The organism is Flavobacterium sp. P21, from assembly GCF_050632225.1.
In the GTDB taxonomy this organism is placed as follows: Bacteria; Bacteroidota; Bacteroidia; order Flavobacteriales; family Flavobacteriaceae; genus Flavobacterium.
Genome location: NZ_CP192585.1, coordinates 3260051 through 3278091 on the forward strand (window position 1 = coordinate 3260051; position 18041 = coordinate 3278091).

Genomic DNA, 18041 nt, shown 5'->3' on the forward strand with positions numbered 1-18041 from the left:
TTAAGTCAATTTGAAAATTAGATAATCTATGGTTCTGCCGAGATTATATAATTTTTAAAATTTTAGATTAAAGAATGTCAGAAACACACAAAAAAATACTTTTTAAATACTACAGCGATTATTTAGAAGACAATGTTTCAGAAACCATGTGGGCTGAAATTATAGATTTAGAAAAAGGCCTTTTTAAATTGGATAATATTCCATTTTTTGGACCGCTTATTGCAACAGAAGATTTGTTTTACGCTGAATTTGATGAAAAGGAAAATCGTTTTGTATATAAGGAAACAATTGAAAACTCGGGTAATTCAATTGTTCAGGTCTTAATTTTAGAAAAAGGTTTTGATCAGGAAATCATCAGAGAAAAATTAAAAGCGATTAATTGCCAATCCGAAGGTTTAAACGAAACTTTATTTGCGGTTGAAATAGTTCGCGATGTCGATTATTCGTTAGTTAGAAGTATTTTGAATGAATATGAAGGTCAAGAGATAATTGAATATGCTGAGCCATGTCTTTCAGACAAACATCGAACTGATTTATTGAAAAACTAAACAAACAAACTTAAGAATACACATACCAAACTTAACTTAAACTTAAAACTGTAATGAAAACCGTAAACATTGTGGGTGTTCCCGAACACTTCAATTTGCCATGGCATTTATGCATTGAAAATGGCGAGTTTGAAGCTGAAAATATTGATTTGCAATGGAAGGATATTCCGGAAGGAACGGGCAAAATGTGCCAAATGTCGCGTGACGGCGATGCTGATATAGCTGTAATATTGACTGAGGGAATTGTCAAAGATATTTTGGCAGGAAATCCAAGCAAAATTGTTCAGATTTATGTGCAGTCTCCGTTAATTTGGGGAATTCATGTTGCCGCAAAATCAGATTTTCAGACTGTAAAGGATTTAGAAAACAAAAAAGTAGCGATTTCAAGAATTGGATCTGGTTCACAGTTGATGGCATACGTAAATGTCGCTGAACAGGGTTGGGAACAAGATGAATTGAAATTTGAGATTATCAACACAATTGATGGTGCTGTTGAAGCTCTAACAAACGGAACCGCAGATTATTTTATGTGGGAGCGTTTTATGACAAAACCTCTTGTCGATAAAGGGATTTTCAGACGTGTTGGCGATTGCCCTACTCCATGGCCATCGTTTGTGATCGCTGTTAGAGATGAATTTTTGAAAAAGAATCCAAAAGTGATGGAAAAAATCCTTGAAGTGATCAACAAAACAACACAGGATTTTGCCCAAATTCCGAATATTGACAAAACATTAGCAGAACTTTTTAAACAAAAAAAGAAGATATACGCGAGTGGTTGAAACTGACACAGTGGTCACAAAAGCATTTGAGCGAAAAAGCTTTTATTAAAATTCAAAATCAATTATTTGATCTCGGAATTATTGATAAAAAAAGTACTTTTGTTGAAACGGTAAAAGCGCTGTAATAAACGCTTTGATTATTTTATGATGAAAATTCCCAAAATTGACTTTCCGCAATTAAAATCCAAATTACAGGTAAAATCGCCGTATGACAGGATTATTATTATGCTGTTGAGTCTTTTGATTACAATTCCGATTTTCATCATTCTGCATCAAAATCTCCGCGATTTAAATTGGGCTTTCAATTTAGATCGCGTCTTCATTTTTATATTTGTCTTTGCCGCAATATTCTTTTTACTGATGTTGCTTAGAACTATAATTATTCTTTGTGTCGCAGTTTATTTGCTGGTTTTATTTTATGGAACTGTAATTGGGAATTATGGTTTCAGCGAAATATCTGAAGATTACAATTCGATGATTTATACCATGTCTGATAATCCTTATCCGCAAGACATTATTGTAGCAAAATTACTTCCATTTCCAAACCGATCTAAAATTATTAATGCAATTGAATATCAAAATCCAAAAGTGCGCAATTTCGCCATTATGAGTGCCAATAAGCATTTCAAAGGAATTAGAGGATATTCAGATTACAGAACTATTATTCAGTGTTTTGCTGTGTTTAAAGAAATCAATGGACGCTGGAATTATGTAAATGATCCGAAAGACGGTGATTATATTGCAACGGCAAGCGAATCTTTAGAGTATTTCTCTGGAGACTGCGACGATCATTCTATTTTAATGGCAGCAGACGATTCGTGCCATTGGCGGAACCCCACGACTTATTCATACAAAAGGGCATATTTACCCAGAAATATTAATAGGTTCCATGATTGATCTGGAGAAAGTAAATTATCTTATAAAAAATGTGCTTTTTGTCAAAGAAAGTTATGGCAAAACCATTCATTATCATATCGATGAGCGTGGCCAAGTCTGGATGAATCTAGATTATACTGCCACATATCCTGGTGGACCATTTTTGTACGAAGAAATTCTTGGAGAGCTTACGCTGAATTAAAATTTGCGATTTGAGGCAAGCCTAGATAATAAAGAAATTAATAAAATGTCACTTGTTAAAATGGAAATTCCTAGTAGATTCAAGGCTTTTCAAACGAATTTAAATATTTGATTACAAAGATGTTAAATATTGTTTTTTTTTGTAACTTTTCCTGTCTAATTTTTTAATCACAGAATTATGAAAAAATCTAAATTATTTATCTTCGGAATTTTATTATCTGCAGTATTAATTCTTTCTTGCAATAAAGCAAAAAGAAATGAATTAGTAAGTTCTTGGAAAGTTACCGCTGTTGAAGCAAATAAAAAACCACTTTCTGATTCATTGAAAAATGTAATTCTTACTAATGGTCAATTGACTTTTACTGAAGATGGTCATGTAACAGGATTTTTACTAAGAGAGATGACAGATGGTACTTATGCTTTAACTAAAAAAGGGAAAAGTCTTGTAATTAAAGACGAAACTGGTACTCCGTGGCCTTGTGTAAGCACAATCACCAAAGACGAGCTAATTTTAGAGGCTGAAGAAGTAAAATTGACTCTTAAAAAGATTTAAAATTGTTTCTCACGAAATAAAAACATAACCCACACAAAATCAAAACAACTCCTAAATAATCTCAGTGTTTAGGAGTTGTTTTATTTTATAGCGTCCCAAACGAGTTTTTTTAACAAAATAAAAATAAGTTATATGAAGACAAAAATTAGAATTTTTATCGTTTTTGCTTTTTTAAGCGCAATAATTTATAATGGAAAAACTTTTGCTTGCACAAGAATCGTTTATCAAGGACCAAATGGCACAATTCTTACAGCACGTTCAATGGACTGGCGAGGTGAAATTCCGGCCAATTTATGGGTTTTTCCAAGAGGAATAGAAAGGTTTGGCGAAGCGGGAAATAATTCGGTTAAATGGAAATCAAAGTACGGAAGCGTTGTAACAAGTTCTTGGGATATTGCTTCGTCTGACGGAATGAATGAAAAAGGTTTAGTTGGAAATTTGCTTTGGTTAGCTGAATCTACCTATCCGCAATTTGAGAAAAACAGCAAAACCAAAGGCTTGGCAGTTTCGTTGTGGCTTCAATATGTTTTGGATAATTTTTCTACTGTTTCTGAAGCTGTAAATGCTTTAAGCAAAAATGACTTTACGGTAACATCGTCACATATTCCTGGAACTGATATTTTTGCAACGGTACATTTGTCGATTTCGGATGCTTCTGGAGATAATGCGATTTTTGAATACATAAATGGAAAATTGGTTATTCATCATGACAGAAGCTATGTTGCGATGACGAATTCCCCTATTTTTGATGAACAATTGGCAATAAATACCTATTGGAAAAGTATTCCAGGAACTATTATGCTACCAGGAACCAACAGAGCGACCGATCGTTTTGTTCGTGCTCATTATTACATTGACGCGATTCCGAAAACGGATAACATAAGAACTGCCCTTGCTAGTGTTTTTGGCGTAATTAGAAATTGTTCTGTGCCACTCGGAATTTCTTCAGCAACAGAACCAAATATATCATCCACGAGATGGAGAACTGTTGCAGATCAAAAAAATCTAGTGTATTATTTCGATAATGTATTAAATCCGAATGTGGTTTGGGTGGAATTCAGTAAACTTGATTTCAGCGAGAAAGCTAAAGTTCGAAAACTAAGTTTAGCAAATAATGAAAATTATTCTGGAGAATCTTCAATGAATTTCCAGGCTATGGCACCTTTTAAATTTGCAGGTTTAGATTAAAAATAAAAACCTTCAGAACTTTAGATTTAAGGTTCTGAAGGTTTTTGTATTTCAAAAAGTCGATATAGTTTAAGATAAACCACGTGTTAACCAACCTTTTTTATTGGCTGTTGCAATAGCGTAAGGCGTTATCCAAAATAAGCTGAAAGTATAAAATATGCTATAGGAATATGCCCAAAAAGCATCTGAAAAACTATATCTTTTAGCATAAAACAATACTGAAAAAGTAGATACAATCATAATGCTTAAAAGCGTTGAGCTAAAAAACAGCACTGGATGAACTGCTATAAAAAAGAGCATAAATAATAAAAAAGGATATGACATAATTATTTTTAAAGACTGATTCAAAAATAAAAGTCTTGCACCAAATTTAGATTCGTTTCTAAAATCTTTAAAAACATATTGTGCCATCATGATATTTTCACGCACATTGCTTCTGCCCCATCTAATAAACATTTTGTATAAACCTTTGTATTCTTCAGGGACATTTGTCAATACCAAAGCATTTCTTTGGAACAAAACATGGAAACCTTGTTTCAAAATCATATTAGTCATTGCTCGGTCTTCACCAATATCTGATGGTTGCCCCATAAAAGTTTGATTAATCCATTCGGGAAGACAAGCAAACACAGCATCTCTCTTATAAGTCGCAATGCTGCCAGGTGTACATAAAACAGATCCTAACATGCTTTCTGCAGAACGCATGAACTCAAAACTCATCACAAAACTTACATTCAACATTTTTGGCAACAAAGCTTTTTTATTGTTTAAAACGTGCACATTTCCTGCAACTGCACCGCATTTTTCATCGACAACAAAAGGACTTACAAGATTTCGTAAAGTGTCCTTTTTTACAATTGAGTCACTGTCAACGGTTACAAAAACTTCACCCGTTCCTAGTTCAAATCCACGATATAAGGCGTGACGTTTTCCTTTGTTTTCAGGTTGTTGGTAAATTTCAAGACGATCTCCAAGCTTTATTTTTGCTTGTTGCATCCAGTACCAAGTATCATCTTTGCTTCCATCATCAATGGCTAACAATTGAAGTTTTTGCTTAGGAAAATCGCTTTCTGCAAGGCTCATCAAAGTTTGCCAAACTAATTTTCCTTCGTTATAAGCAGGAACAATTACGGTGCAAGTTGGCAATAAATCGTCAGAAACAGATTCAATTGGTTTGTATCTGAAATACAAATACAGATTATATAAAAATGAACCTGTTTGGAAAAAGAATAAAACGGTTGCTAATATTAAGAATGGAAATCCCCAACTTGAATTTATCCGGTCTAATTGAAATTGATCAAAATCAGATTGAAGTTGGTACACTAAAAAAGCGCCACCAAGCATCAATAAAAAAGTACCGGTAAGTACTGCAACACCTAACGGACTACATGTTTTTTCGGTTGCTTGATTTAAGGATTTTGTATTGGGGCTAAAAATTGAACTTTTGTTTAATTGTTCTTTTGTGCTGAGGGTTTTATCAGAACTATAAAATTGTTCTGAAGTAATTGTTTCACTTTTCATTTGGGCTATTGCTTTATTCGTAAAATGGCTTTTAAATTGATTTTTCTTGTTCGTTTTTCAGTTAAAAACAGATTAAAACGTAGTAAACAAGAAATCGACTCTAACCGATTTTACAAGCGCTGTGCCACAAATACTAAAAATTGAAAATGAGAGTTTTAGCAAATTTTAGTTCAAAAATGAATGTGTAAACTTTACACAAGTGTAAAAAGTTTATACTTCATATTTTTGAAAAAACCTCCAGAAATAAGGCTTTCCAGAGGTTTTAAAAACGTAATTTATTTGATAATATTGTTTTTGTCCTTCAGAATTTTTCCATCTTTTGAAAATTCCAAATCAATAGAATTGGTTAAATCAACATCTAAATCTTTGTGGCCATAATCAATATGCGTGATTTTTTCATTTGGATAATTTTTTGAAATATAATCTCTGATGTTTGCCGGAATAAAATCAGTAGAAATTGGATTTTTTCCTCCATCGACTTCTCGATACGAGCCATCTTTCCAAAATTCAACCTCAGTTCCATCTTTTAATTTGACTTCAAACCCTTTTTCGCCGTGTTCAGCATCTTTTTGTGCCTTTACTACAGTGGTATAGCTAAAATATTTTTGAAGAAATTCTTGAGCTGGTTTTGGCAATTCTGTAGTTTCAATTTTTTTCTGAGCATTTGCCGATATTGCTAAACTAAAAAGCAATAGGGCAACTATATGATAACTTTTCATGATTTCTATCTTTTAAAATTTTGTATCTAGCTAATTTACAATAAGTAACAATGGATTCAAATCAAATTAAGAAAGCTTTAATTGTTTGCCGCAAACATTTTTAGTATATTTAAAATCTTAAAAACCAAAAGCTATGGAAGATTCAAATAAGCAAAATGACAATACGATTCCAAAAGTGACAGGCGTTGGCGGTATTTTCTTTTTACCGAAAACCCAAAAGAAACCAGAGAATGGTATGCTAAAAATTTAGGACTCGAAGTCAATGACTGGGGTTCGACATTTGAATCTAGAAATTTAGATAATCCTGAAATAAAAGAAGCGCTTCAATGGAGTCCGTTCAAAAAGAATGATGATTATTTTTCGCCTTCAAAAAAGAATTTATGATCAATTATCGCGTTCAAAATATTGAAGGTTTGATAAGCAAATTAAAGGAAAACGGCGTAACAGTTTTAGATGAGATTGCGACTTATGATTATGGCAAGTTTGTTCATATTATGGATGCCGATGGCAATAAAATCGAACTTTGGGAACCGCTTTAATAGCGATATAATGTAATAAAGGAAAAGCTCCAAGATCAAATTGATTTTGGAGCTTTTCCTTTATTTATAAATTTTAATTTACCACGGACTTTCTTCGCTTTCGTCTTCGATGTCGTTGCTGAAAAACTTTCCTGTTGGCCCGTTTTCATCTGTCAAAGTATGTTTGATGATGAAGCTTGTCGCGCTTTCTACGCTTCCAGGGCCGTTAAAATTATTAAAGTCTGTTGCAGTATAACCTGGATCGATTGAATTGACCTTAAATGGCAAATCTTTTAATTCAAAAGCTAAAGTAACTGTAAAAGCGTTTAAAGCGACTTTTGATGAAACATATGAAACTGCTTTAAATGGATAATATTTCCACGCTGGATCGCTGTGTAAAGTAAGTGAACCAAGACCAGATGTAATATTGCTGATTCTTGGGCTGTCCGATTTTTTAAGCAAATCAAGAAATGTTTGAGTCACTCTAATAACTCCAAAAAATTTGTATCAAATGTCTCTTGTAAATTTTCAATTGAAGTTGAAGAAGAATTTTGTGGCATTGCTCCTAAAATGCCAGCATTATTGATCAAAATATCGAGTTTACCTTGTTCTTTTTCTATACTATTTTTAGCTTTTAGAACACTTTCCTGATCTGTAACATCAATTTGGATTGCCTTTACGTTTTTAAATCCGTTTTGAGCTAATTCAGCAACTACTTTTTCTCCATTTTCTAGATTTCGGCTTCCTAAATAAACAAATAATCCTTTTTTCGAAAGCTGTTTAACTATTTCTAAACCAATGCTTCTGTTTGCGCCTGTTATTAATACTGATTTCATTTTTTTCGTTTTAAAATTATTAATACAAAGTTGCAATCCTAAAAAATAGAAACATTTGCCAAATGGCAAAAAATCAATTTAACGAATATTTTTTCTGATTCGGCTTAATGAAGACTGCGTGATTCCGAGATAAGAAGCTAAATAAGAAAGCGGAATTCTATTTATGACATTCGGGAACATTTTCATAAAAGACAAATAACGTGTCGTAGCATCTTCAGAAACGAGCGGGCTTCTTCTAGCAACTTTCTGAATTAAAGCTTTCGAAATTATTTTATGGACAATGGTATCCCAGCCAATTATAGTATCTAATAATTCCTGCCAATCTTTCTTTGAAAAAACAATGATTTTGCAATCTGTAACTGCTTGTACATAACACGACGAACAAATGCCGTTATCGAAACTTTCTAAATCTACAACGAGATTATTTTCTTCAATAAAGTATTTTGTAATTTCTTCGCCTTTATTATCATAATAACAAACGCGCATTATTCCGTCAATTATAAAACCAACTTCAGCGACAACTTTTCCTGCTTCTGCAAAATAGTTTTCTTTCCGAATTTCTCTTTCTTGTGCTTTTGATAAAATTAAATCAATTTGTCGCTGATTCAAATTGCCAAATTGCAATATGTAATTTACTAATTCTTTCATATGCGAAAGTTAAGCATAACTTTTTGGCGAGAATTTGTCATTTGGCAAAAAAATAATGCAGATGTATTTTTTTTGCTCTGAGTTAAATCAATTTTATAAATACGCCAATAATTCCGGCAATTAAAATGATATAAGGCTCTTGGATTTTTTTGTAATAAAGCAAAGCTCCAACAGTCAAAACAGCAATTAATGCCGTTGGAATATCGATAATACTTCTTGAGGCAATGACAATAACAGATCCAACTAAAGCACCAATTACAACGGCTGTAATTCCTTCAACAAAAGCTTTAACCAATTTATTGTCAGCAATTTTTTTAAAATATGGCGCCAACAAAATCGTAAATAAATAGCAAGGAAGAAAAGTTGCCAAAGTCGCTACTAAGGCACCAAAAAATCCATCTACCAAATAGCCGATAAATCCAACTGTAATAACGACAGGTCCTGGCGTTATCATTGCGACAGCAACTGAATCAAGAAATTGCTGTTCTGTCAGCCAATGATTTTCGGCTACCACGCCCGAATGCAGGAAAGGAACAATTGCTAATCCGCTTCCAAAAACAAATGCACCGGCTTTTGCAAAAAAACAGCCAATTTTACAAGTGTCGATCCTTCTGAATTCCATAAAGCAAATTGAAATAAAACCAAAGAATTTGTGGTTTTGAAGTTCCACCATTTTGGAGGAGCAGTCATGATCATGTAAAATAATCCCGCGAATATAAAGAGTAAAATTTGCTCCTTTTCAGTTATAAAAGTTATAATTGTAGCGGTGATAAAAAATAGCCAAAGCAACCATTTTGTTTTAAAAGATTCTAGATTGAATTTGCCGATAGATTTCACCGTAAGCTTATAAGAACTCAATGCAATAATCCCAACCACCGAAGCACCAACGCCATAAAAAACAGCCTGAATCCAAGATAAACCGCCATACAATTGGTAAATAATACCCAACGCAACGACCATTAGAAAAGAAGGCAATATGAAGGCAAAACCTGCTAAAGTGGCTCCTAAAAAACTATAATGAACAAAACCAAGATAAATCCCTAGTTGCGCGGCAAGTGGCCCTGGCGCAAGTTGCGCTAATGCTAAGCCTTGTTTGTATTCTTCTTCTGAAATCCATTTTCGGTCTTCGACTAAATCTTTGTGCATATAGCCTACTAACGCAACTGGACCGCCAAATCCTGAAGTTCCGAGCTTAAGGAAATAAAGAGTCAATTGCAACAAGCTGTATTTTGATGTTTTTTCCATTTTAAAAAGCAATTCCGAATTGAAAACCTATTGTAAAAGTAGCTGGATGATTATTTCCAAAACGAACCGGCAAAGGAACGGCGGCATAATAACTACAAGTTTTGTTTTTAATGATTGTTTTATTTAAAACTGGAGTAAAACCATATCTTCCGCTTGTTTCAAAGGCGGCCCTTCCGGCAAAAGTGTAGCCTTTTCCTAAAGCTACTAAAACTCCTGGATGAAATAACAAATTTGTTACTTTGTCGGTTCCGTTGTCGTCTTTGATGTTCGGAACAAATTCAAGTGAAAATCCTATTTTTTCGCTTTTCCAAATATTGATTCCTGTTGGAAATCCTACCGCATAATAGTCTCTGAAATTCACAGTTGTTTCTTCACTGCTAAATGTAACAATTGGGTGCATAATGCCAAAATAGCCTGTTATTTTTGGATAAACAGTCTGAGAAAAAACAGAAAAACAGGAAAAGAATACTGCAAAAAGCAAAGTCGATTTTAAATACATTGTTTTAGTTTTGGTTATAAAACAAAACTAATCGCTTGCACTTTTTTAAAATAGAATCAAATTTACCTTTTGTATAGGATTTACTTTTTTGCTTTTTTTCGATAACCTGAAGGATTTTTTCCTGTGTGCTGTTTGAAGATTCTCGTAAAATGACTTTGATCTGAAAAGCCTGTCATATAAGCTATTTCCGTCAAGGTATGAGATGAATTTCCAATAAGATGAATTGCTTTTTCAATACGAAGTTTCCTCACATATTCGCCAAAATTTAAATCTTCAAAATGTTTTGAAAACTCTCGCGATAAATACGATGGATTCAAATCCAATTCATTTGAGATTTTCTTCAAATCAAATGCAAATTGAGCATCTATTTGATCCTGAATGATTTCTTTTAAATCTTTGACCCAAGATGGCGTTTTTGTTGAAGTTTTCTTTTCTTTTAGAAATCTAGTGTAAACTTCATGAAGCAAATTTTCAAAAGGACTGTTTTGTAAATGATTTTGCTTGTATAAATGCGTTGCCCAGCTGTATAATGAATCGTACAAAATCATTCCGGTTTCTAGAAGTTGATAATCATCGGTAATATTATAAGAAAGTCCTGCTGAGATCGCCCAAAGCCCCGCCGATTCTTTTGCAATATCATGTCTATCTGTGTCTGCCCCACGAACAATTCCAGCGATAATTAAGATCGCGGGATCGCTGATTTCGTATTTTTTGATAATATAATCAAATGTGCTCTGATCGTCATAGTGGGTAAATTCAACATTTGGAATGTCAAATGGAATCGCATTTAATTCTTTTGCTTTTTCTAAAACTACATTAAAAGGAACATAAATAAATTCGGCTTCTTGGTCAACAAATTTCCGAATTAGCCAAGGACAGGCAATTCGGTCAATTTTTGGGCGTTCTCTCGTAATCCATTTCATTTGATAAATCTTAAAAATTTTGGATGCTCAAATCTAGTAAAATCATTTCATTTTAATAATTTAAAAAATAGGATGATTTTCTTTAGTTGAAACATTATGTTTTAATTGAATTCATACAAAACAGATAATTGAAAATCAGTGCTTTGTGTTCTTAAAATGATTAAATTTGTTTGTTTTAGAAAATATTGACTTATGCCGTAATCAAACTTCATTTCTCCCCATTTTATTTGTTTTTGGAATTGGTATAAACAAGCTAGCCCCTTCTCTAACTTTTGAACAAACAAAAAAACAATTATAGAATCAAAATTTAAGAAAATGGAACCACACCTTGAAGAAATTCGCGAACAGCAAAAGCAATCTTGGAACAAGTTTTCTGGAGGCTGGAAGAAATGGGATGATCTTGTAATGGACTTTTTTAAACCGATGGGAGATGAAATAATTCGATTACTTGATCCAAAAAATAATGATTATGTTCTTGATATTGCCTCAGGTACGGGAGAACCTGGACTGACAATTGCAGGAAAATTGCCTAACGGAAAAGTTGTAATTACCGACCTTGCTGATGATATGTTGAAAATAGCCCATGAAAATGCAATTTTAAAAGGACTTAAAAATGTTGAAACTGTAGCTTGTGATGTATGCGAGTTGCCTTTTCCAGACAATACATTTGATGCAATAAGTCGCCGTTTTGGATTTATGTTTTTTCCTGATATGCAATTAGTCGCCAATGAAATGGTACGTGTTCTCAAACCTGGCGGAAAAATAGCGACTGCCGTTTGGAATATTCCGGAGAAAAACTTTTGGATTACAGCGACTATGGGAACAATTAATAAAAATTTAGAACTACAGCCTCCACCACCGGGTTCACCAGGAATATTCCGCTGTGCCGAAGACGGATTTATTTCAAATATATTCTCAAAGGCCGGATTGAAAAATATTAGCCAAGTAGAAGTTACAGGAAAATTGAACTGTAAAACTGTCGATGCTTATTGGGGAATGCTGACTGAAGTGGTCGCGCCAATTGTAGTCGCTCTGGATTCTGCAAGCGACGAAATGAACGAAAAAATAAAAACAGAAACGTATGCAAAAGTAAATGATAAATACCCAGATGGAAATGTTGTTATCGATTCAAGTACTTGGGTGATTTATGGGGAGAAATAGAAAAGTTATATTACTGGCAAAAAAAACTCCTTAATTTTTTAAGGAGTTTTTTTCTATCGAATTATTTTTATAAATGCGCTATAAACATCATCTTTTATTGACGTTCGCATATAAAACATGTTTTCATCTTGTTCTTTCAGATCATATTGAACTAAACCTGCATCGCAATAATACATAAGCAGATTATCATCAACAGGAAACTCAATATTTGAAATCGGCATGGTTGTCAATTTTTTATCTAATACAACTTCACCATTGTCTAGAAGTATTTGGAAAAGTTTTTTTCCGCGTGTATATCCCCATAAATTGTCATTTTCTTGAGTAATATATTCTATATTATCGTCTTTAAAATCAGTTTTCCAAAGTTGTGTTCCCGTTTTTGAATCCACACAATACACAGAAGTAGTATTCGCGCCTTGGGCCGCAAAATATATTTTATTGTCTTTGCAGAATATACGATTCTTTACATTGTTCTGATTTTCATCAAATTTAAATTCCCAAATAATATCTGATTTATTGGCACTTAAAGCGTAAAGCGTATTTTTTTCATTTGCTACAAACACATATTGACCATCTGTCACAGGTTTTCCTGTTATAGCTTCATCAAAAGTTTTTTGATAAATTACTTTTCCTGTATTGGCTTCAAAACAATAAAAGTTGGTAGCGCTTTGTGTGAAAACTTTATTTTCAAAAAATAAAATTGGTGTGTGATTGACTTCAGCATCTAGCCTATAGCTCCATGCTAAACTTCCATTTTTGATATCAAGAGCATAAATGTCGCTGTTCTGATTTTGAGTACTGATATATAATTTTCCATTATTTATCGTTGGAGCTTGATCTTTTAAAACAATTTGATCTGTGTAATTGCCGATTCTTGATTTCCAAAAAATTGCGCCAGTTTGATTGTCAATGGCAAAAATTTCGCCATTAATAAAGGGAACATATACAACACCATCTTGAAGAGTTACAGCATTTGCGCACATTTCAGTATGCGAATCGGACGCTTTTACGGTCCAAACAATGGTTTCAGATTCTAAATCAAACGAAAAAAGAGTGCCATCGTAATCATAAAGCAAAATTGAAGCCTCGTCTAATGGAACTTTTTTAAGTGCGCTTATAGCTTTGTTTGTAACAATATCATTTGAAATTAAACCCTTGTTATTTGGATCAGTACTTTGGCTGTTTTTTGCTGTAGGTGACACTTGACCAAACATATTTACAAAAGTAAATACAAATAGAAGTGTTGTTAGTTTTTGTTTCATTTTTAAGATTTTGGTTTTATAGTTTGATTTGGGGAAATCATTTGACGAAAAAAATGTAACTAATTAAATCGAAAATTATTGTTTTAGAATTGGTTAATTCAAAATAATTCGATGAAATTGATCGAAATAAACCGACCAATATCTATGCCAAATATACTAAAAAACTATTATCAGATTTAGGCATAATAAATCGTTATATGCAAACACAAAAAAAGCTCTGTCATATAAATTTTCAGAGCTTTTGATATTTTAGAATTATTGTAATTGCTGTGCTTTTTTCTCTTTTTTATGAATTTGTTTATCACGATACAAAAAACAACAAAGACCAGAAAATGTATTAAATATGATTTCGGTTCGTTTCCGTTAACTACAGAAAAAACGCGATTCCATCTTACTTTATTAATGCCTTTACCATCTTTATCCCAACTAAACCAAATAAAAACGGGCTTGCCTATGACATGATCAAATGGAACAAATCCCCAAAATCTAGCATCTAAAGAGTTTTGACGGTTATCCCCCATCATCCAGTAGTAATCTTGTTGAAAAGTGTAAGTATCTGCTGGTTTTCCGTTTATTATAATTTTTTTATCGTCGATTTTCAAATCATTGTGTTCGTATTCCTGAATAATTCTTTTGTAAAAAGGCAATGTTTCTAAAGTCAATTTCACAGTTTTCCCTTTTTTAGGAATATAAATAGGACCGAAATTGTCGATATTCCATCCTAATGACGGAATATGCGGAAATACGCCTCCATCCTCGCCTTTTGGCGTTAATTGTTTTTTAACTGATTTTACAACTGGATTACTTGCTATTAGTTTAGCTTCTTCATCTGTCAACGTCAAAAAATACTCGCCAGTATTGGTCAAAGCAAAAACTCCATTTTCATATTTTACCCCTTCTCGTGCTCCATATCTGTGAACAAGAGCGTCTTGATCAATAGTTTGCCCTTTTGTATCTATCAGAAAATTGTATTGTGGCTTTGCGCTTTTTGGCAATATTGATAATTTACCATTAATGAAAATATATCCTTGGCGGATTTCTAAAGAGTCCCCCGGAATTCCAACGCATCTTTTAACCAAGTTTGTTTTTTTGTCGATTGGTTTATAATAATTTCTATCTGGATGAAAATTATCCATGTCTCGCAAGGTATCTGCCGGCTGATTGAAAACTACAATCTCGTTTCGTTGTATGGTTTCAACTGCAGGGAATCTAAAATATGGCAATTGAAACTTGTTTAATAGTGATGTTTCCTTTTTTGTTACATCATCATTAAATAAATATGATTTTTTACGTAAAAAGGAATTGAGTCATGAACCATTGGCAATGCCACGGTGGTCATAGGAGTTCTTGCGCCGTAATTAAATTTAGTAACAAACAAAAAGTCTCCTGTGTATAATGTTTTTTCTAATGATGAAGACGGAATAGTAAATGGCTGTATTACATAAGTGTGCACCAATGTCGCAACAACGATTGCAAATATTAGCGAGCCTATTGTTTCTTCTGTTTTCGATCTAGGCGTTAAATCTCTATTTTCAATATAGGTTAGCTTTTCAGAATAGTTTATAAAAGCGATATATAATCCTAATGTCACTAAAACCAGTATGGTATCTTTTGTGGAGTTTTTTCCAAAACTTCTTACAATTTCAATCCAAAATACTGGAATTACCAAAAGATTAATAATAGGGATAAAAAGCAAAACAACCCACCAACGCGGGCGCTTTATGATTTTCATCATTACTACTAAATTATAAATCGGTATAAATGACTCTATGGGTTTTCTTCCAGCTTTAATGTAAAGTTTCCAAGTAGATAATCCATGGATGATTTGTAGAATAAAAATAAAGATGAGCCATTGTGATAAATTCATATTTCCGAAGTTTTAATGGTTGTTTTGCTTGTCCGAAATCTATATCGTTTTTATATATGTAGCTTTTTAGAAAAATTGTTACATAAATCAGAAACAGAACAAAAAAATAATAAAAAAAGCACAGAAAACAATTGGTTTTCTGTGCTTTTCGATTCTTTATAATTTACTTATGTTATTTCAATTGAGTAGTATTTACTCTTGTTGGCGTATCTTTTCCATTAATAATTGTTGAAGAACTTAATGCAATTGATTTTATTATTTGGGTCATGTTGTCAATATCTAAAGATTCAAATTCATCATCGACTGTATGATACGTTAGCTCATTATCCATTTTTGAAGTAGAAATCGTATGCGCAGGAACTCCAAGCCTTGCTAATGTCGCGTTATCTGAACGGTAAAATAATTGTTGGTCTGGATAAGGATCTGGGTAAAATGTAAAACTTGTTCCCTTTAAATTATTTTGTAAAATCTGCCCCATATCCGACTTTTCGTAACCTGTAATGTAAGCAGAATTTTTACCCCATTTAGATTCTGTTCCTATCATTTCAATATTGAACATCGCAATCACTTTTTCTGGCACAAGCTGTTTCGAAAAATATTTGGCTCCATAGCCACCTATTTCCTCAGCGACAAATGTGGTAAAAATAATAGTTCGCTCGTTGTTATTTTGTTTTTTAAAATATTTCGCAAGCATAATTACTGCTGTTGTTCCAGCGGCATCATCATTAGCGCCGTTATAAATAGAATCTGTTGCAGTATGCGGCGCACCTTCTTCAGGAGAGCCTATTCCTAAATGATCATAATGTCCTGAAAAAATCACATATTCATTTGGTTTCGTTTTTCCCGGTAATATTCCAACAACATTATTCAATGTTTTTTGGAGATTGTATTTGTCAATTCAACAGAAAAAGTAGTCGCTTCCGTAGTTCCAAAAACAAACATAACCGTATTGTTTCCAGGATTAGCATTTATTCGATCAATATGCTGGATATTTGGTAAAACTTTTTCGAATGAAGGGTCAACTAGTACCAAAAGATTTTTCGGACTTTTATAATATTCATTAAATTTCTGCCCAACGTTATCCCCTTTATTGATTTTTACAACAGAAATATCGCTTTTTTCAGTTAGAGAAACCTGAGGAAGATATGAGAATGTTACAACTTGATTATTATTTATTTCTTTGCCATCAATAGTAATTTTTGAAGAAACTGCTTTAGAGGCAGTCATCGAAAATTCTTGTCTGTAATTTGTCGCTCCATTGAAAGTTTGCAAACCAATTTTTTTAAACTCTGATTCTATAAAGGCTGATGCTTTGTCAATACCAGGAGTAAAAGTCCTTCTGCCCTGCATATCATCGGCCGAAAGTATTTTCTCAATACGAGTTACTTCCTTGGTTGTTATAATTTTATCATTCGATTGTCCATGTGCATTCAAATATAGACTTAGAACAAGAATACTTACAATGATTTTTTTCATATTTTACTTATATAAATAACATTTTGGTTAAACCAAAAATACTTTAATTATTTGAAAAATTTATCGGGATTGAAAAAATTGAGGTCTTCAGTATAAACTTTTTTAGTCGTTCTCGTTTCCTGTAATCAGTTTGTTTTTTAAATTATGAAGAATAAGTTTTTCAAGCAAACTATAAATAAATCTGATATAGAATTTATTTTTTTACTAAACTAGGATATGAACAATAAAATTCATGATATATATAATAAAACCTCCAAAATCAAATGGCTTTGGAGGTTTCTAAATTATAGTGGTTCTTGTGAAGCTGTTTACGAACCATTTTATACAGGATTTAAAAGGATTTAGAATAAATGATCTTAGGAAAATTCTCCTTATATTCGTTAAAAAAGAAAAAATAAATGAAAAGCATAACTCAAGAGTTTATTGATGCTGAATCCGATTTTTTTAAATCAAATGGTTCTGAAAAAAGTGTTGAAAAATTATATGACATTGTTTATTTTTTAGAGAATTTGCAAAAATTGACTTTTGAAGAAGAATATATTTTAGCTAAAGTTTATAATCTATTAGGAAGTAATATAATTGCTTCCAAAATTATTGATAAAAGTTTAAAAGAAAGCGATTTGATCCAGACTTTAAAATTAAAAGAACTGCAATCAAAAATTGAAAGTCGTGACGTTTGGAATACTAAAATTTATAGAGATTTACGTGATTCTAAAATGAAAAAAGATTTTACAAAGGTAATCATTGAAAATTTTATCGTTTCTCAAACTCGTCATGGAAACTATTATATTAAAATTTCAGAAAAAATTAAAAACATAGTCATTTTAAATAAGAATGTTCCCAATGAAGCTGTGTGGGGAGATGAGGCATGTTTTATTTTTTCAGAGAAAAGGCCAGATCTATATATTTTATTGTTATTGAGTGAATATTTATTATGGTTGGGCCAGATAAAAGACGAAATGATTGATTTTTATAATGGATCTGATATTATAGATAAACTTCAAAATGTGTCAACAGATTGGTTTGATGGCTTAAGAATTTCAGACTTTTCTATTAGTATTGATAGAAATGATAATTTCCTTACTGAGATAACTTTGTATGATTATCTCCAAAATGATTATGGTTTTATTTTGAAAATTGAAAATTTCATCTTCAAACAAATAGAATATGATCCGATTTTGTAGAAATATTAGATAATGGATAAGTATATAAAAGATAATA

At 32.4% G+C, this 18041-nt stretch carries 14 protein-coding genes and 5 pseudogenes; 8 read left to right on the forward strand and 11 right to left on the reverse strand.

Translation table 11 applies throughout. The features are described from left to right. Positions 1 to 74 precede the first annotated feature (74 nt). From ACQ9BO_RS16325 to ACQ9BO_RS16345, 5 genes and pseudogenes are all read left to right on the forward strand, one after another. Positions 75 to 548, forward strand: a complete 474-nt coding sequence (locus ACQ9BO_RS16325) for a DUF4265 domain-containing protein (protein WP_431241590.1) — start codon at positions 75 to 77, stop codon at positions 546 to 548. Positions 549 to 601: 53 nt separating this feature from the next. Then, positions 602 to 1452, forward strand: a pseudogene (locus ACQ9BO_RS16330) (substrate-binding domain-containing protein). A 19-nt stretch (positions 1453 to 1471) separates the two neighbouring features. Then, positions 1472 to 2405: pseudogene (locus ACQ9BO_RS16335) on the forward strand (transglutaminase). A gap of 177 nt (positions 2406 to 2582) precedes the next feature. After that, the gene (locus ACQ9BO_RS16340) at positions 2583 to 2957 is read left to right on the forward strand and encodes a hypothetical protein (protein ID WP_132990985.1); all 375 of its coding nucleotides are present in this window, start codon (positions 2583 to 2585) and stop codon (positions 2955 to 2957) included. A gap of 132 nt (positions 2958 to 3089) precedes the next feature. Beyond that, positions 3090 to 4145, forward strand: coding sequence for a linear amide C-N hydrolase (locus ACQ9BO_RS16345; protein WP_431241591.1), 1056 nt, complete (start codon positions 3090 to 3092; stop codon positions 4143 to 4145). Positions 4146 to 4214: 69 nt separating this feature from the next. Here the strand turns inward: ACQ9BO_RS16345 and ACQ9BO_RS16350 are convergent, their stop codons facing one another. Both ACQ9BO_RS16350 and ACQ9BO_RS16355 read right to left on the reverse strand, forming a co-directional pair. Next, entirely contained in the window at positions 4215 to 5666 is a 1452-nt protein-coding gene (locus ACQ9BO_RS16350) for a glycosyltransferase (RefSeq protein WP_431241592.1), read from the reverse strand. 275 nt (positions 5667 to 5941) lie between these two features. Next, positions 5942 to 6385 (reverse strand): PepSY-like domain-containing protein, encoded by a 444-nt coding sequence (locus tag ACQ9BO_RS16355; RefSeq protein WP_431241593.1) that lies wholly within the window; start codon positions 6383 to 6385, stop codon positions 5942 to 5944. A 380-nt stretch (positions 6386 to 6765) separates the two neighbouring features. Between ACQ9BO_RS16355 and ACQ9BO_RS16360 the strand changes: the two genes are divergently transcribed. Next, the gene (locus ACQ9BO_RS16360) at positions 6766 to 6924 is read left to right on the forward strand and encodes a VOC family protein (RefSeq protein ID WP_431241594.1); all 159 of its coding nucleotides are present in this window, start codon (positions 6766 to 6768) and stop codon (positions 6922 to 6924) included. 78 nt (positions 6925 to 7002) lie between these two features. Here the strand turns inward: ACQ9BO_RS16360 and ACQ9BO_RS16365 are convergent. The 5 genes and pseudogenes from ACQ9BO_RS16365 to ACQ9BO_RS16385 form a co-directional block, all read right to left on the reverse strand. Continuing rightward, positions 7003 to 7739: pseudogene (locus ACQ9BO_RS16365) on the reverse strand (SDR family NAD(P)-dependent oxidoreductase). Between the two features lie 78 nt (positions 7740 to 7817). Next, on the reverse strand, positions 7818 to 8387 hold the full coding sequence (locus ACQ9BO_RS16370; RefSeq protein WP_431241595.1) for a Crp/Fnr family transcriptional regulator: 570 nt from the start codon (positions 8385 to 8387) through the stop codon (positions 7818 to 7820). A gap of 123 nt (positions 8388 to 8510) precedes the next feature. Continuing rightward, a pseudogene (locus tag ACQ9BO_RS16375) lies at positions 8511 to 9632 on the reverse strand (chromate transporter); the annotation flags it as partial. A gap of 1 nt (position 9633) precedes the next feature. Beyond that, a complete protein-coding gene (locus ACQ9BO_RS16380; protein WP_431241596.1) occupies positions 9634 to 10131 on the reverse strand; it encodes a hypothetical protein in 498 nt (165 codons plus the stop codon). An 80-nt stretch (positions 10132 to 10211) separates the two neighbouring features. Beyond that, complete coding sequence (locus ACQ9BO_RS16385) at positions 10212 to 11054, reverse strand: chromate resistance protein ChrB domain-containing protein (protein WP_431241597.1); 843 nt, start codon at positions 11052 to 11054, stop codon at positions 10212 to 10214. Positions 11055 to 11369: 315 nt separating this feature from the next. Here ACQ9BO_RS16385 and ACQ9BO_RS16390 point away from each other — a divergent pair, with 315 nt between their 5' ends. Beyond that, complete coding sequence (locus tag ACQ9BO_RS16390) at positions 11370 to 12215, forward strand: class I SAM-dependent methyltransferase (protein WP_431241598.1); 846 nt, start codon at positions 11370 to 11372, stop codon at positions 12213 to 12215. Between the two features lie 53 nt (positions 12216 to 12268). On the opposite strand, the gene ACQ9BO_RS16395 is transcribed toward ACQ9BO_RS16390, so the two are convergent. The 4 genes and pseudogenes from ACQ9BO_RS16395 to ACQ9BO_RS16410 all read right to left on the reverse strand — a co-directional run bounded on the left by ACQ9BO_RS16395 (position 12269) and on the right by ACQ9BO_RS16410 (position 16820). Continuing rightward, the gene (locus ACQ9BO_RS16395) at positions 12269 to 13477 is read right to left on the reverse strand and encodes a PQQ-binding-like beta-propeller repeat protein (RefSeq protein WP_431241599.1); all 1209 of its coding nucleotides are present in this window, start codon (positions 13475 to 13477) and stop codon (positions 12269 to 12271) included. Positions 13478 to 13743: 266 nt separating this feature from the next. Further along, positions 13744 to 15344: pseudogene (lepB, locus tag ACQ9BO_RS16400) on the reverse strand (signal peptidase I); the annotation flags it as partial. Between the two features lie 172 nt (positions 15345 to 15516). Further along, positions 15517 to 16215 carry a M20/M25/M40 family metallo-hydrolase gene (locus ACQ9BO_RS16405; RefSeq protein WP_431241600.1) on the reverse strand — a complete coding sequence of 233 codons (699 nt, stop codon included), beginning with the start codon at positions 16213 to 16215 and terminating at the stop codon, positions 15517 to 15519. Continuing rightward, positions 16212 to 16820, reverse strand: coding sequence for a hypothetical protein (locus ACQ9BO_RS16410; RefSeq protein WP_431241601.1), 609 nt, complete (start codon positions 16818 to 16820; stop codon positions 16212 to 16214). The genes ACQ9BO_RS16405 and ACQ9BO_RS16410 overlap by 4 nt, the downstream gene beginning before the upstream one ends. 398 nt (positions 16821 to 17218) lie before the next feature. Between ACQ9BO_RS16410 and ACQ9BO_RS16415 the strand changes: the two genes are divergently transcribed. Continuing rightward, the gene (locus tag ACQ9BO_RS16415) at positions 17219 to 18004 is read left to right on the forward strand and encodes a hypothetical protein (protein WP_431241602.1); all 786 of its coding nucleotides are present in this window, start codon (positions 17219 to 17221) and stop codon (positions 18002 to 18004) included. The last annotated feature ends 37 nt before the right edge of the window (positions 18005 to 18041 follow it).

What these genes read in the sequence shown, in the direction of transcription:
- ACQ9BO_RS16385 (WP_431241597.1), bottom strand. Translation starts at nt 11,054, where the DNA reads ATGAAATGGATTACGAGAGAACGCCCAAAAATTGACCGAATTGCCTGT.
- ACQ9BO_RS16360 (WP_431241594.1), top strand. Translation starts at nt 6,766, where the DNA reads ATGATCAATTATCGCGTTCAAAATATTGAAGGTTTGATAAGCAAATTA.
- ACQ9BO_RS16415 (WP_431241602.1), top strand. Translation starts at nt 17,219, where the DNA reads ATGAAAAGCATAACTCAAGAGTTTATTGATGCTGAATCCGATTTTTTT.
- ACQ9BO_RS16325 (WP_431241590.1), top strand. Translation starts at nt 75, where the DNA reads ATGTCAGAAACACACAAAAAAATACTTTTTAAATACTACAGCGATTAT.
- ACQ9BO_RS16395 (WP_431241599.1), bottom strand. Translation starts at nt 13,477, where the DNA reads ATGAAACAAAAACTAACAACACTTCTATTTGTATTTACTTTTGTAAAT.
- ACQ9BO_RS16355 (WP_431241593.1), bottom strand. Translation starts at nt 6,385, where the DNA reads ATGAAAAGTTATCATATAGTTGCCCTATTGCTTTTTAGTTTAGCAATA.
- ACQ9BO_RS16380 (WP_431241596.1), bottom strand. Translation starts at nt 10,131, where the DNA reads ATGTATTTAAAATCGACTTTGCTTTTTGCAGTATTCTTTTCCTGTTTT.
- ACQ9BO_RS16350 (WP_431241592.1), bottom strand. Translation starts at nt 5,666, where the DNA reads ATGAAAAGTGAAACAATTACTTCAGAACAATTTTATAGTTCTGATAAA.
- ACQ9BO_RS16370 (WP_431241595.1), bottom strand. Translation starts at nt 8,387, where the DNA reads ATGAAAGAATTAGTAAATTACATATTGCAATTTGGCAATTTGAATCAG.
- ACQ9BO_RS16390 (WP_431241598.1), top strand. Translation starts at nt 11,370, where the DNA reads ATGGAACCACACCTTGAAGAAATTCGCGAACAGCAAAAGCAATCTTGG.
- ACQ9BO_RS16345 (WP_431241591.1), top strand. Translation starts at nt 3,090, where the DNA reads ATGAAGACAAAAATTAGAATTTTTATCGTTTTTGCTTTTTTAAGCGCA.
- ACQ9BO_RS16410 (WP_431241601.1), bottom strand. Translation starts at nt 16,820, where the DNA reads ATGAAAAAAATCATTGTAAGTATTCTTGTTCTAAGTCTATATTTGAAT.
- ACQ9BO_RS16340 (WP_132990985.1), top strand. Translation starts at nt 2,583, where the DNA reads ATGAAAAAATCTAAATTATTTATCTTCGGAATTTTATTATCTGCAGTA.